This window comes from Rahnella sp. CG8, from assembly GCF_023701875.1.
GTDB classification, from domain to species: Bacteria; Pseudomonadota; Gammaproteobacteria; order Enterobacterales; family Enterobacteriaceae; genus Rahnella; species Rahnella aceris.
Genome location: NZ_JABAED010000002.1, coordinates 249691 through 264854 on the forward strand (window position 1 = coordinate 249691; position 15164 = coordinate 264854).

Consider the following 15164-nt stretch of genomic DNA (forward strand, 5'->3'; position numbering starts at 1 on the left):
GACTTCCAATGTGATAATGTAACAAAATTAACGAATCCTTTTTATTTCAATTACATGAAAAAGAAATATTCCGGCTTTTTTTACGCAATTTTTCCCTTTCATTGAGAAACTATTGAGAAAGCTTGCGGTCGGATGCGGGAAAATAAAGGGTAAAACACGTTTCTCCCTGTGCGGAACTGGTTACGCTGACACTTCCCTGATGCAGGGCCATAATGGCCTGAACAATCGACAATCCAAGGCCGCTGGAACTGCCACCTTCGCTACGTGAAGCATCCGCGCGATAGAAGCGGTCGAAAAGTTTTCCGAGTTTTTCCGGCGGAACAGGCTCACCCTGACTGATCACCCGGATATTCATGCCTTTTGCATGGGGTTCGGCGCGCAGCACGATGGCACTTCCCTCGCGGCCATAACGCACCGCATTAGCGACCAGATTACTCAGCGCGCGCTGGAAAAGGATCGCATCCGCATGCAAGGTTCCCTCACCTTGCCCGTGAAGCGTCATTTCACGCTCTTCGGCCAGCCCTTCGAAATATTCCTGGATACGGGTAATTTCAGATGAAACATCAATACTGGTGATGGTCAGAACCGAGCGCGCATCGGAAGCACGCGCCAGGAACAGAATGTTTTCCACCATACGTGAAATGCGTTCCAGCTCTTCTATATTGTTCGCCAGCAGCGTTTCGTATTCTTCCACCGTCCGGGGCTGATATAACGCCACCTGACAATGCCCCATCAGTGCCCCCACCGGGGTGCGGATTTCATGCGCCAGATCGGCGGAAAATTGCGTCAGCCGCTGATACCCCTCGGCGAGCCGGTCCAGCATGTCATTGAAAGAATAAATTAATTGCTGCAATTCCTGCGGCGCATTTTCCGAAGACAAACGCGTAGACAGACTGGCCGGATGGATCTGCGCCGCTTCATGCGCCATATTGCGCAGCGGCCGCAATCCGCGGCGGATCACCAGATAACCCAGTGCGGCAATCAGCAAATAAGCGAATAACACCGCGCCAATAATTTCCCAGCGGAAAGTCTGCAACAGACGCGACTCCTCGGTCATGAAATGCGCGCCGGTGATTTCAACTGTCCGCCCGTCCTGAATCTGTACCGCCGCACGGGCAAAGCGTACCGGCGTACCATCGGCGGCGGTGAGATGATGCACCGTATTCAGCGTCAGCGGCTGGCCGTCAGGCACCGCCGCTACCGGGGGCAATGCCAGCCGCGACGGATTGACGTTGATCAATAGCTTCTCACCGGACAGACGAAACGTCAGGATATCGCGCTCATTGCCAAGCATATTTTCAAACAGGCCGGGATTACGGCTGAGTTGCGACAGCGGGAATTCGTTGGCAAGCAGATGACGGAAATACTGCACACGCCCGCTGACCTGGTAATCCGCGCGGCGTACCAGTTCTTTATCCATCGAGTAATAGAGATAGAAACCGACGGCACTGACCACCATCGAGGCGATCAGCGCGAAAAGTAAGGTGGCGCGAAGCGTCAGCGACATGGCGCGTGTCGGGAGGTGAGTCAATTGACGATCACTCATGTCGCACTTCGCACACGTAACCAATGCCACGCACGGTATGGATCAGTTTCACCTCAAAGCTGCGGTCAACCTTGGCACGCAGACGCTTAATGGCGACATCCACTACATTGGTATCGCTGTCGAAATTCATATCCCAGACCTGCGAGGCGATCATGGTTCGCGACAGAACCTCACCCTCACGGCGCATCAGCAACTGCAGCAACATGAATTCCTTATTGGTCAGTGCGATGGTCTGATCCTGACGGGTCACGCGGCGGCGCAGCACATCAAGATTCAGATCCGCCACCGAATACGCATCCGGCTCACGGGCGGCCGGGCGGCGCAGCAAGGTGCGGATACGCAACACCAGTTCGGTGAAGGAGAACGGTTTGATGAGATAGTCGTCAGCCCCCAGCTCCAGCCCGTGAATGCGATCCTGTACTTCATCGCGGGCGGTGAGAAACAGCACCGGCACGTCGCTCTTTTTGCGCAGGACTTCCATCACCTGCCAGCCGTTCAGCCCCGGCAGCATGACGTCGAGGATCACCGCGTCGTACCCCTCTTCCAGCGCCAGAAACAGGCCGTCGGCACCGTTGCGCGCCAGATCTACGCTGTAACCTGCTTCTGTCAGCCCTTTTTTCAGGTAATCGCCTGTACTGACATCGTCTTCAATCACCAGTATTCGCATTCAGGCCCTCAGCGCCGCATGACCATTCACCTAAAGAATGATTCATCCGAAAGTTTATCAGTTTCGTCAGACACCTTTGATGACAATTTTGTCATCAATTTGTCATCAGCCAATACCGGTTTATCGTCCACTCTTAAGAAAGTTATTCATCACTGGCAGGTTCAGTGATTCATCTAACAGAATGAAAAAACACTGGAAAATGGAGAATTAATCATGAATGCACCAACACGTCTCGCTGGTCTGTTACTGGGTTCCCTGCTGATGTGCAGCGGGATGACATCGGTATTTGCCGCCGATAATGTGATTAAACCTACACGCGGAACCATTGATTCAGTTAATGACTCATCGGTACAAATCACCACACGTCAGGGCGAAAAACTCGACGTTAAGCTGACCGACCAGACCAAGATCAATGCCGTCACCAAAGGGCAGATCAGCGATATCAAAGCGGACAGCTTCATCGGGACGGCCGCCGTTCCGCAGGCTAATGGCACGCTGAAAGCACTAGAAGTGCACGTATTCGCACCCAGCCTGCGCGGCAGCGGTGAAGGCTTCAACCCGTTTGAATCCGCCGATGGCAAAATCAATACCATGACCAACGGCACTGTCGGCAAGCTGGTGAACAGCAATGGCCGCACCCTGACCGTGAAATATCATGATGCAGAGAAAACTGTCATTGTGCCTGACGATGTACCGGTTGTTCTGCTGGCGCCGGGCGACCGCAGCCTGCTGAAACCGGGCACTAAAATCGTATTATTTGCCATGAAAGATGACAAAGGTGCGCTGGTTGCCCGTGGTATTGCTGCCGGTAAAGACGGCATCGCGCCACCGATGTAATCCGGCCGAACAACAGGAGATTAAGCGTGAAACCTCAGCTCTCATCACCCCGGAAGCGCCGGATTCATTCCTGGCCGGTTCGCATTTGTCATTGGATCAATCTGCTGGCAATGATCGGCATGGTGATGAGCGGCTGGGGGATTTATAACGCCGACCCGCTTTTCGCTTTCACTTTCCCGCAGAACACCACCCTCGGCGGCTGGCTGGGTGGCAATATTGCCTGGCATCTGGCGGTAATGTGGCTGCTGGCGGGCAATGCCCTGTTCTATCTGCTGTGGGGCATTTTTAGCGGTCATTTCAGACGCGACTTTTTCCCCTTTTCGCCCCGTACGGTCTGGCGCGATACCGTTCGCGCACTGACATTCAAACTCCCGCACAAACTGGGTCAGTACAACGCGGTGCAAAAACTGATGTACAGCGGTGTTCTGTTGCTGGGCGCGCTGCTGGTGCTGTCGGGTTTGTCGATCTGGAAACCCGCGCAGTTCAGCGGTCTGGTCTGGTTGTTTGGCGGTTTTGATATCGCCCGTTATGTGCATTTCTTTGCGATGAGCGGCGTACTGCTGTTCGTCATTATTCACGTACTGATGGTTCTGCTGGTGCCGAAAACCTTCGTGGCGATGCTGACCGGCGGCAAAAAAATTAGCACGGAGGACCGAGCCGATGAGTGATAAAACACAGCGGCCAAAAATTATTCTTGAACCCGATCAGCGCAAGCAACTGGTTAATATTCAACGCCGTATGTTATTGCGCTCTGGCCTTACGCTGGGCGCGGTTTCGATGCTTACCGGCTGTAATCTGCAGGACGGCGATCAGGTCGATAAAGTGCTGTGGGCGATGTCCCGCTGGAACGACCGGGTACAAAGCTGGCTGTTCAGCGGCCAGAAACTGGCGCAAACCTATCGCGCCGATCAAATCACCACGCCGTTTCGTTTCAACGCGTATTACCCCGAATACAACGTGCCGGAAATCGACATCCCCAATTACCGGCTGGAAGTCTCCGGTTTGGTGCAAAAGAAAGCGCCGTGGACACTGGAACAATTGCAGCACCTGCCGCAGGAAAGCCAGATCACCCGGCTGATTTGCATTGAGGGCTGGAGCGCCATCGGCCAGTGGAAAGGCGTACCGCTGAAAACGTTTCTGCAACATGTCGGCGCGGATCTGACAGCCAAATATGTCGGATTCAAATGTGACGACCGCTATTATTCCAGTATTGATATGGCGACGGCACTGCATCCGCAAACCATTCTGGCTCTGGATTTTGGCGGCAAACCCTTACCCCCCGATTTTGGTTACCCGTTACGCCTGCGGATGCCAACCAAACTCGGCTTTAAAAACGCCAAACATATTGGCGCGATTTTCGTCACCAATGAATATCCCGGCGGCTACTGGGAAGATCAGGGTTATAACTGGTTCAGCGGGATCTGACAGGCATAAAAAAACCGCTCAGCTGAGCGGTTTTTGTTTTCGCGGGAGGGTAACGGCAAAGCGTTACGCTGCGGCGAAGAATTAGAAGCTGTAACCCACGCCTGCGATCCAGGTACCAACATCAACACTGCGGATGCGGGACTGTTCGTAAGACACGTCCAGAGCAACGTTCTGGATTGGGTTGAACTGCAGACCAGCACCGTAAGAGAAACCGTAATCGCTGGTGTCATTTTTTTCACGGTTAGCAGTAGATGCTGCCGCTTCGTTGTACTGGAATTTGCCGTAGCCAACACCCACAACACCGTAGATGGAAACCCAGTCAGCCAGACGGTAAGCAGGACCCGCAGTCAGACCGTAGTATTGTGCTTTACGGTAGTCGCCAGATGCAGGAGAGCTGTCATCTTCGATGTAAGTGAAAGAACCGATAGCGCCCAGTGGGTTGCTATCTTGTTCCCAGCGGTATTTTAAGTTGAAGCCGTTTGCTTTGTTAGCAACGCCTTGTGCGTCACCCTGAGCGTAGCCAGCAGTTACGGTGCTGGTGTCAGCGAAAGCGCTTGAAGAAACGCCCAGTGCAACTACGCAAGCTAATGCGGAAAGACATGCAATTTTTTTCATAAACCACCTCAAAAAGAGAAACCAAAGTAACCTTCACGTTTGAAAATATAACAAAAACTAGTGTGAAACTCTGCCTCAATTAAGATGTCCAAAGCATCATATGGTGTAACAGGAAGTTTCCAGCACACGCTATCCATTTAATTTTATTGGGATTTTAGTCACACAAACTATAAGGTAAACTTATTGAACTTTTTGAGATTAGCAGATAATTCCTAAAAATTTGCTCAAAAAACAAACTATTTTAGGAAGTTTTTTAACAAACACGTTCCGAAAAAAACTTTTTCGTGAGGATTTTTTCTCGCCACTTTTCCCTCTACACTGACAGCGCTTTACCTTTCTTTTCAAAACTATAAATCTGAAGTTTCCGGATTCATGGGATCACCTCAAAAGGCGCAATGGATGACACAGTCAGGACAAAATCAGCCGCAGGATCCGCAGATCGCTCTGCAGGCAGCGACGCATAACAACAGCCCGCCCGTCCCTGCGTTACCGAAAAAAACCTCACCGCTGGTGGCGATTCTGTTGTTACTGATCGCCATGTTGTCATTACAAGGCGGCGCGTCGCTGGCAAAAACGCTTTTCCCGGTGGTCGGCCCGCAGGGTGTCACGGCTCTGCGTCTTGGTATCGGCTCTATTCTGTTGCTGCTCTATTTTCGTCCGTGGCGCCTGAAAATGCGCGGCGGTAATTTGCGTGCACTGATGATGTATGGCCTGGCGCTGGGCTGCATGAACTATTCGTTTTATCTGGCCCTGCGTACCGTGCCGCTGGGCATTGCCGTTGCACTGGAATTTACCGGCCCGCTGGCGGTCGCGATGTTCTCCTCACGCCGTCCGGTGGATTTCATCTGGGTCGTGCTGGCCGTAATCGGGTTACTGTTCCTGTTACCCCTGGGACAAAGTGCCGGCGGTGTTGACCTCAAAGGTGCGTGCTTTGCGCTGATCGCCGGTGGCTGCTGGGCGGTTTATATCCTCGCCGGACAACGTGCTGGCAGCAGTTACGGACCGGGCACCGCCGCGATGGGGTCACTGATTGCAGCGTTAATCTTCTTCCCGATTGGCGCAATCCAGGCACACACCTCTATTTTCAGTTGGGATATTTTACCGCTCGGCTTGCTGATCGCCCTGCTCACTTCCGCCATTCCTTATTCACTGGAAATGATGGCGCTGACCAAACTGCCAGCCAAAACCTTCGGTACGCTGATGAGCATGGAACCGGCGATGGCCGCGCTTTCCGGCATTATCTTCCTCGGTGAATTCCTGACCGCGACGCAGTGGATCGGGCTGGCGGCGATTATCGCGGCTTCCGCCGGTTCAACACTTACCCTGCAGCGCAAAACCAAAATCGAGACGGTCGATATTGCCGGAAATACCCCTTCCGGGAAGTAATTGCACCGCATCGTATAAAAAAGCCACGTCATCCCGATGTGGCTTTTTCTTTTCTATCAGCAGGTTGAAAATTATTTTCATTTATTTCATTTTTCCTGCATCCAAAAGCAGGGGGTCATTCGTATGTATAGAGGTGAGGCAAGACCTCACCTCCTAACTGACGAAGGACACCATCATGAAAACATTACTCCGTACCGCAATCTGTGCTTCTCTGCTGCTCAGCACCGCGTCAATGGCTGCAATGATGTCCCAAAGCATCACCATGGTCGGTGGCGCTGAAATGTATCCGTCCAAAAATATCGTAGAAAATGCCCTGAATTCGAAAGACCACACCACGCTGGTGGCGGCGGTAAAAGCAGCAGGACTGGTGGATACGCTGCAGGGCAAAGGCCCGTTCACCGTGTTTGCGCCAACCAACGCCGCGTTTGCCAAATTACCGGCGGGTACCGTGGATAATCTGGTGAAACCAGAAAACAAAGCCACCCTGACCAGCATCCTCACGTATCACGTGGTGGCCGGTAAATATGAAATGAAAGATTTGGAAAAACTGCTGAAAAAAGGCAACGGCACGGCGGAACTGAAAACCGTTAACGGCCAGCCACTGTGGATCCTGAACAACGGACCTCACAATATTCAGCTCAAAGATGGCAAGGGGAATATCGCCAACATCAGTACTTATGACGTCCAGCAGAAGAACGGTGTGATCGACGTCATTGATACCGTCCTGATGCCAAAATAATACCGGCTATACTGAGGGCATGATTTCTCTTATGAAACAGCACCTCAGTAAGTCAGGACGCGCGAATGCATGACAATTTTTTCGTTAAGCCAACACCAGAGAATGCGCCGGAAGTACAGCGCGAACTGATGAGCGCCATGGCCGTTGGCGATCGTCAGGCATTTGAGCAGTTATATCGTCTGACGTCCCCCCGGCTATTCGCCGTCGCATTACGCATGTTGCGGCGACATGCCTGGGCAGAAGAAGTGTTGCACGACAGCTATATCACCGCGTGGAACCGGGCTGCCTCGTATAATCCGGCGCTCAGTTCCCCGATGACCTGGCTTACCCATATTGTCCGCAACCGCGCTATCGACTGGATGCGCGGGAGCGATAACCAGTTAGATGAACTGGACGAGACAATGCATGACGGAGATGCCAGCGACTATGATGACCCCTTGCAACGGCTGCAACAGGACAGTGACGCCAAAATTCTGGCCACCTGCCTCGCACATCTGCCCGCCGAACAAAGACAAAGCCTGATCCTTGCCTATTATCAGGGCCTGTCGCACGGTGAGGTCTCATCGCATCTTCAACAACCTCTGGGGACGATCAAAAGCTGGATACGTCGCGCCCTGGATCACTTAAAGAGCTGCGTAGGACTATGAAAAGCAGAAGCCATTATCATGCCGCCCTGGCGGCTGAATATGCGCTCGGCACCTTGCGCGGCGCGGCCCGGATTCAGTTTGAGCAAAAAATGCAGGAAGACCCTGAACTGGCGGCCGAAGTGGCACGCTGGCAGGAAGCTTTCACGCAACTGGATAATCAGATAACCCCGGTCATCCCACCTGCATCGGTGTGGAAACGCATTCAGCATAACCTTGCGCTGCAACCGGCCAGACTTCCGGCTCCGGCGACACGACCGGTGCGGGCTTATATGGGCTGGGCGCTGGCCGCCGGGCTTGCCGCATTGTTGCTGATCCCCCGCCTGCTGGTTCAGCCAGAAGCGCCAATGCCGGTGGCGATACTGGCCAGCAGCGCCGGTACGCAAAGCGGACAGTGGGTGGTCAGCGCGGACAGAAGCACCCGCAGCCTGTTGCTGACGCCGATCAATGCGCAGAATATCGCCGCAGATCACAGCCTTGAACTGTGGGCCATTCCGCCGGGAGGCAAGCCGCATTCCCTCGGCTTGCTGAATACGCAACAACCGACGCAACTGGCGCTGGCAGCGAAAATGCCGGATGCAGGTTTTACGCTGGCAATAAGCCTCGAGCCTCACGGCGGTTCGCCGACCGGGCAACCGACGGGTGCCGTTTTGTATAGCGGTGCGATGGCGCTTTAAAGGACAGCAGACAGTGATTAACGGCGGGTATTATCCCGCCGTTATATTTCAATATTAAATACGGCAAACTGTTATGCCGACTGGTCATATTCCATACCAGAACAAAGTCCCGGTAAAAATATATCCGCACACTGTCACTTACATTTAAAAATATCTTTCCCCACGTAATGAAAATAATTATCAGTCTTAGTTTATTTTAGCAGATTAATAGAAGTGGAAGTTCAGGAGGAATCCTATCCACCTTATAAATCAGCATGATAAGCTGGAAGTGAAATCACAGCAGAGCTTATAAGACACACGCTATCAGAACGATAGGAATGTACGCCCTGCAAATTTTCAATTTATTGCTATACTGAATGCAGTTACGAAATACATTAGTAGCAATTAATTTTAATGAAACAAGGAGATATGTATATGAGTACCGCTAAACTGGTCAAAACGAAATCTTCTGAGCTTATCTACACACGCAATGATTTAGATGAAAGCGTCAAACTCAATACTATCAAGGTGCTGAACCGTCTGGTGACTGAATACATCGATCTGTCGCTGATCACCAAACAAGCTCACTGGAACATGCGTGGCGCAAACTTTATTGCCGTACACGAAATGCTTGATGGTTTCCGTACCGCGATTATTGACCATCAGGACACCATCGCAGAACGTGTGGTGCAGTTAGGTGGTGTGGCGCTGGGTACCGTGCAGGTTGTTAACGATAAAACCCCGCTGAAAAGTTACCCGACCAACATCCATACCGTGCAGGAACATCTGAAAGCCCTGGCGGAACGTTATGGTGTTGTCGCGAACGATACCCGTAAGGCTATCGGCGAAGTGGAAGATGAAGACACCGCAGATATTTTCACCGCTGCATCGCGCGACCTGGATAAATTCCTGTGGTTCATCGAATCAAATATTGAGTAACAATGTGCTCTGACCGCGGGATCATGCGACGGTAAAATGAGCGATTAACAAGAAAAGGCCGGTGACGAAAGTCACTGGCCTTTTCATTTTCGATAACAAATACCTGTATCCTCTTCTGGCGAATTGCACTTAAAACCCCTCTTACCCTGTAACTTTACATCTACATTTAATAATCCCGCTGATAAATAGTTACATTTTCAACTACATTCTCAACTTCACCCCCTGGAACCGGTTTCATTATCCCACTGATAAACTTAATGTTTATTTTCATCCTAAGAGAATTCTTAAACCAATAGGCGGTGTGAATGATTTAATACAAATTAATAGCTCAAAGCAATTTTACATAACCTCGATCACACCTGAAACTTGCTGAAATATTTTTTCGCAACCTTTGCATTTTTGTGAAAAACGCCTGCCAACCTAACCTAATAAAATTAAAGATAATTTACAGGGATGTGACACCGCATTAACCCCCTAAATGCAACTTACGGAAAAGTGACTCCCCTGCTGCGGCAGCATCAAAGATGTGCCGCCTCCCACAATCCGACCCGATTCCGAGCGCATTGGCTGCTGTAAGCCAGGGGCGGTAGCGTGGAAAATGTAAAAAACTGGAATAATCTGATGGCACGTAGTGGCTTAGAAGTACAAAAAGCGGCGGTGAAAGCGCTGTTTTTAAGGGAAATCAAAACCCGTTTTGGTAAGTACCGGTTAGGGTATCTGTGGGCGGCGCTGGAGCCGATGGCGCATATGCTGATTATGCTGGCCATTTTTGGCTACGTGATGCACCGCACTATGCCGGATATTTCGTTTCCGGTTTTCCTGATCAACGGCATTATCCCTTTCTTTGTATTTAGCAATATTACCAACCGTTCTATTGGCGCGATTGAAGCCAACCAGGGTTTGTTTAATTACCGCCCGGTTCGCCCTGTGGATACCATCATCGCCAGAGCAATGCTGGAAGCGCTGATATACGCGGTCGTGTACGTGTTACTTATGGCCATTGTCGGCCTGCTGGGCGAAGAGTTTGAAGTCACAAAGCTTATTACTCTGATTCTGGTCTGGGTACTTTTAGTGCTGTTCTCCTGCGGTATGGGCTTAATATTTATGGTGGTCGGAAAGTCATTCCCGGAGACCGAAAAGTTCCTGCCTATTTTGATTAAGCCTCTCTATTTCATTTCCTGCATTATGTTTTCTTTGCATAACATACCGAAGGAATACTGGCCTTACCTGCTGTGGAACCCTATCGTCCACGTGGTTGAGCTTTGCCGCGAATCAGTCGTACCGGGTTATATCAGTGAAGGCGTCAGCCTGAATTATCTGGCTGCCTGTACTCTGGTTGTATTGTTTATCGGCCTGGCCCTCTACCGGAATCGTGAAGAGGCGATGCTGACATCATGATAAAAATCGAAAACCTGACAAAATCCTACCGCACACCGAAAGGCCGCCATTACGTTTTTAAAGATCTCAATGTTGAGCTGCCTTCAGGTAAAAGCGTGGCGTTGATTGGCCGCAACGGCGCGGGTAAATCAACATTATTACGCGTCATCGGCGGCATTGACCGCCCGGATTCCGGCAAAATTCACACGGAGAAAACCATTTCCTGGCCGGTTGGCCTGGCCGGCGGATTTCAGGGAAGCCTGACCGGACGTGAAAATGTAAAATTCGTCGCCCGCCTCTATTCCACACCAGATCAGTTACGTGAAAAAGTCGCCTTTGTTGAAGAGTTTGCCGAACTGGGAAAATACTTTGATATGCCGATTAAAACCTATTCTTCCGGTATGAAATCCCGTCTGGGTTTTGGCCTGAGCATGGCATTTAAATTTGATTATTATCTTGTCGATGAAGTCACCGCAGTCGGCGATGCCAGATTTAAACAAAAATGCGCAGACTTATTCAAAGCACGACATGAGGAAGCCAGCTTTCTGATGGTTTCACATAGCCTCGGATCACTGAAAGAGTTTTGCGATGTGGCTTTGTTTATTGGAAGGGATAATAAAGTTAAGTTTTTTGATTCAGTGGATGCAGCAATTGAAATGTATAAAGTAGATGAAGGGATTTAATTAACTAATAATTGCATGTTGCGGAAATTAAAAACACAGCACACTAACAGAAATTATCAGTAAAAAGGCATTGGTAAAACATTATGAAAAGCATTCTTTACTATTTAGAACCTCGTACCGAATTAAATGATCCATTATTTCGCTATGCAACGCTTCGTTCCCATATTTTACCCGAAATCAAGGGATTAAAAGAGTTCAAACCTGATCTAGAAGTAAAAATTGTTGTTTCTGAGAAGATATTTAACGAAGCAATTAGAAACAACTTAGATTTCAGCCAAGTTACTACTATTATTATATCAGATGATGAACTCAATAAAATTGTAACTACTAATAATGAACTTAGTATTGAGTTCTACCATAACAAAGGAAATGAAAAAGATACTTGTTATATTTTAGACCTATTGAAAGATAAGATTGGCATTGAGTTCATTCCTGAAGTTACGATAAGCTATGAATCACCAACTCCATTTTTAAAAGACTTATACCCTCATTCTTTGCATCTTAATTCAATGTTTGGTCTTTTTTCTAGAGCACCATTCCCTGCCTTGGGCATCTTGGATCCATTTGGTTTATATGAGTATTCATATCAAAATACTTATTCAAGTGAAATCAAAGCTAGTGTAATTACACAAACCCAAAAAGATCTCATTACTTTATTAAGAAAAAATTCTATAAGAGCTTTAGCAAAATATCATCCTTTAAAAAACTACACTTCAATTCTATATGAAAGATTTTCAAGTTTAGTTGTTTTAGCATGTCAAGTAGATAACTATTTTTCCTATAATGGTTGTACTGAGTATAAAACCCAATTTGAAATGGTTTCTGATGTTTTAACTAATACACCATCACAGATTGGTGTAATTGTTACTGAACATGGCTACAAAAATCAGCTTAGTAGCAAGCAAATTTCTGAACTCGAAGAAAAATTTGACAATTTCATCTATTTTAAAAACGATAAAAAAATCCCAACAGTCACGCAATTTCTCCTCCCATATGTTGATGGCGCATTATCCGTATCATCTTCTATAGGCTATCAGGCAGCCTTATGGAATATTCCCTATTATTCATTAGGGAAATCTCAGCTATCATTATTCTCAGTACATGATAATTTTAAAGACTTCAACGATTCCGTTTTAAAATCAGAAAAAATTGACTCTGATAACATCTTATATTTCCTCTTATCTCGCGTACATCTCTCTCATAAGTTCGATATTTTCAATGGGGAGGCTTATTTTAGAAAAATCGAATCGCTATATAATCACTTCATTGAAAATGGGCTTGGTTTTGAATTCTTTTCTGAACAAAAAACCACTGACCAAGTTTTTGAAATGATTAGCCAAGGCAATCGTGAATGGCTCCTTGCGAAAAACTTTAAAGATGAAAATATAACACCTGAAGTTGACCATCTGCGTGTTGCAATGGCATCAAGCCAAGCAACATCATTCGATCTTTTTGATACATTAGTAGAACGTGATTTTGTTGAACCACATGAATTGTTTTTATTTATTGAACCCAAAGTCAGAAAACTAATAAATAATAAGAACTTCCAGTTCCATACTATCAGACGACAAGCCGAACTTGATCTTAGGAGAGAATCTCGAGGGGAATTTGAGATTACACTAGATCAGATATATGAGCGCTTTGAGAAATATTATCCTCTTGACAAAACCACTCTAGAAAACATTAAAAACATCGAAATTGATGCCGAAGTCGATCTTGTGCATCCAAAAAAATCGATGGTCAGAGAATTTCATTTTTCTAGATTACTTTGTAATCCAACATCCATTATTACAGATATCTATTTAGATCGTACCTCTATTAAAAGAATTCTAAATAATGTTGGCCTTCAGCAGTATGATAAACTTCTCGTTTCCGCTGAAACTAAAACCAGAAAACACAATGGTACAATTTATCCTGAATATTTAGAATTCCTACAAAAAACATATAATATTCCTGCAGACCAAGCTCTACATATTGGTGACAACTCGCAAGCCGATGGCCTCATGGCAAAAAAACATGGCTTAAAAAGTTATGTTTTCCAGAAAGCTATGGATAATTACAAGCAGTCTAAAATCGCAGAGGTTATGGCCGCTAGTTTGAAGTCTTCAGGTATATCAAGCTCAGTTTTAAACGGCTTATTTGCTAACAAATACAATGCCGGCCATTGGTATAAAATAAATAAATCCTCAATATTTAGAGGTGAAGAATACAATTATGGATATATTGCTATTGGTCCACTCGTAGTCGGGTTTGTTCAATGGTTGCATCGCCGAGCAAAAAGACTCGGCATTGATGAATTGTTTTTCTTATCCAGAGATGGATGGGTGTTAAAACAAGTATATGATGAACTATATGCTGATAATCCTACTTCACCAAAAAGCTCCTATCTTTATAGCTCAAGACGCGCAGCTATGGTGTCATCAATAAGAAACCTTGATGATATAATGGAAGTCGCTTCTCAAAACTTTAATGCCAGGTCCATAACTGAATTCCTGGAATCCCGTTTTGGCATCAATGCTGATGATATTAACGACGAAAAATTCTCAAAGTATGATTTCAAAAAAGACAGCATTGTCTCACCTTATTTTGATCATGGAAAATTACTCCAATTTCTAGAGTCAATTTCAGATTTGATTATCGCTAATGCAGAATTAGAGCGTACCAGCTATCTGGATTATTTAAACGACATTGATTTTATCACTCATTCTAAAAACAATAAAACTGCAGTCGTCGACATTGGTTATAGCGGATCAATGCAATATTACCTTAAAAAAATCCTGCAGATTGACTCTCTTCATGGATTCTATTTCTTAACCCATCATCACAGTCGCGACCATTTCCTGAATGAGCACTTTGAAGGATATTTACAAAACCTAGATGATCATCGTATTCCTTATCATCACGGGCTTAATGACCACGTATTTATATTTGAAGCAGCACTTAGCGCCCCCGAGGGAAGTCTAACAAAATTCATAAATACTGGAACTGAACGAAAAGCAGTCTTTTTAGAAGCTGAAGAAGAAATAATTCGAAAATCTGCTTTGATAAAAACACATAATGGTGTAGTAGATTTCACTAAGGATTTGAAAACAAGATTTTCATCTTATTTAGATAATATTGAGTTCTCACCAATTTTATCTAGCCGAATCATACTCTCGTTTGCCAATAACCCTAATGGTATTGATGCAAAGATGTTTTCCGGTCATGAGGTTGAAAATGTATTCGGCGGAGGTTCAGTATGTTTAGTTGCTTCCCCAGAAAAATATCATTTTAATGCAGATAACAGTATTAAACCTGAAGCATTGCAACAACTTCTGGCTGCATCAAAATGGAAAAAAGGAGCTCAGGCTTATTATTCATCATTTGAGAAAGACTTAAAGTCGGTTGATAGTATTATTTCGGATACTAAAACAAACAATGGTAATGTTGTTAACATCAAGAACAAAAATCCTGCATACATCGGAAAAACCCCAAAACAGCGTAAACGCGAAAAATTAAGAAAGGATCCTTATATTTTCTTCGATGACTCCAAAAAACCAAGCATCAAAAGATTTAAATATTTGTTCAAGAAAAACACCTTGCTAGGACGTTTTTCTACTGGTTTGTTGAGAGTTGTGGTGAGATAACTTCCTACTAATAACGAGTGCCAA

General features: G+C 46.8%; 14 protein-coding genes. 11 read left to right on the forward strand and 3 right to left on the reverse strand.

What is annotated here, in order from left to right; translation table 11 throughout:
- Nucleotides 1-109: 109 nt before the first annotated feature.
- Both HGO41_RS03060 and HGO41_RS03065 read right to left on the reverse strand, forming a co-directional pair.
- Nucleotides 110-1546, reverse strand: coding sequence for a heavy metal sensor histidine kinase (locus HGO41_RS03060; RefSeq protein ID WP_250980751.1), 1437 nt, complete (start codon nt 1544-1546; stop codon nt 110-112).
- Entirely contained in the window at nt 1539-2213 is a 675-nt protein-coding gene (locus HGO41_RS03065; RefSeq protein WP_013574706.1) for a heavy metal response regulator transcription factor, read from the reverse strand. Before HGO41_RS03065 ends, HGO41_RS03060 begins: the two co-directional genes overlap by 8 nt.
- A gap of 213 nt (nt 2214-2426) precedes the next feature.
- Between HGO41_RS03065 and HGO41_RS03070 the strand changes: the two genes are divergently transcribed.
- Genes HGO41_RS03070 through HGO41_RS03080 form a run of 3 tightly spaced genes read left to right on the forward strand, consistent with a single transcriptional unit; the run spans nt 2427 to nt 4475 of the window.
- Entirely contained in the window at nt 2427-3050 is a 624-nt protein-coding gene (locus HGO41_RS03070) for a hypothetical protein (RefSeq protein ID WP_119261413.1), read from the forward strand.
- Between the two features lie 26 nt (nt 3051-3076).
- The gene (locus tag HGO41_RS03075; RefSeq protein WP_250980752.1) at nt 3077-3718 is read left to right on the forward strand and encodes a cytochrome b/b6 domain-containing protein; all 642 of its coding nucleotides are present in this window, start codon (nt 3077-3079) and stop codon (nt 3716-3718) included.
- Nucleotides 3711-4475, forward strand: coding sequence for a molybdopterin-dependent oxidoreductase (locus HGO41_RS03080; protein WP_217244202.1), 765 nt, complete (start codon nt 3711-3713; stop codon nt 4473-4475). Before HGO41_RS03075 ends, HGO41_RS03080 begins: the two co-directional genes overlap by 8 nt.
- A gap of 81 nt (nt 4476-4556) precedes the next feature.
- Here the strand turns inward: HGO41_RS03080 and ompX are convergent, their stop codons facing one another.
- A complete protein-coding gene (gene ompX / locus HGO41_RS03085; RefSeq protein ID WP_013574702.1) occupies nt 4557-5090 on the reverse strand; it encodes an outer membrane protein OmpX in 534 nt (177 codons plus the stop codon).
- Between the two features lie 399 nt (nt 5091-5489).
- On the opposite strand from ompX, the gene rhtA reads away from it, so the two are divergent.
- From rhtA to HGO41_RS03125, 8 genes are all read left to right on the forward strand, one after another.
- Nucleotides 5490-6476, forward strand: coding sequence for a threonine/homoserine exporter RhtA (gene rhtA / locus HGO41_RS03090; RefSeq protein ID WP_013574701.1), 987 nt, complete (start codon nt 5490-5492; stop codon nt 6474-6476).
- 175 nt (nt 6477-6651) lie between these two features.
- Nucleotides 6652-7215, forward strand: a complete 564-nt coding sequence (locus HGO41_RS03095; RefSeq protein ID WP_217244203.1) for a fasciclin domain-containing protein — start codon at nt 6652-6654, stop codon at nt 7213-7215.
- Nucleotides 7216-7280: 65 nt separating this feature from the next.
- Nucleotides 7281-7862: a sigma-70 family RNA polymerase sigma factor gene (locus tag HGO41_RS03100; protein ID WP_013574698.1), complete on the forward strand. Its 582-nt coding sequence runs from the start codon at nt 7281-7283 to the stop codon at nt 7860-7862.
- Entirely contained in the window at nt 7859-8536 is a 678-nt protein-coding gene (locus HGO41_RS03105) for an anti-sigma factor (RefSeq protein WP_013574697.1), read from the forward strand. Before HGO41_RS03100 ends, HGO41_RS03105 begins: the two co-directional genes overlap by 4 nt.
- A 414-nt stretch (nt 8537-8950) precedes the next feature.
- Nucleotides 8951-9454, forward strand: coding sequence for a DNA starvation/stationary phase protection protein Dps (dps, locus tag HGO41_RS03110; RefSeq protein ID WP_015689551.1), 504 nt, complete (start codon nt 8951-8953; stop codon nt 9452-9454).
- Nucleotides 9455-10075: 621 nt separating this feature from the next.
- Complete coding sequence (locus HGO41_RS03115) at nt 10076-10852, forward strand: ABC transporter permease (protein WP_013574695.1); 777 nt, start codon at nt 10076-10078, stop codon at nt 10850-10852.
- Nucleotides 10849-11514 (forward strand): ABC transporter ATP-binding protein, encoded by a 666-nt coding sequence (locus tag HGO41_RS03120; RefSeq protein WP_126124708.1) that lies wholly within the window; start codon nt 10849-10851, stop codon nt 11512-11514. The genes HGO41_RS03115 and HGO41_RS03120 overlap by 4 nt, the downstream gene beginning before the upstream one ends.
- An 83-nt stretch (nt 11515-11597) precedes the next feature.
- Nucleotides 11598-15140, forward strand: coding sequence for a hypothetical protein (locus tag HGO41_RS03125; protein WP_187514355.1), 3543 nt, complete (start codon nt 11598-11600; stop codon nt 15138-15140).
- The last annotated feature ends 24 nt before the right edge of the window (nt 15141-15164 follow it).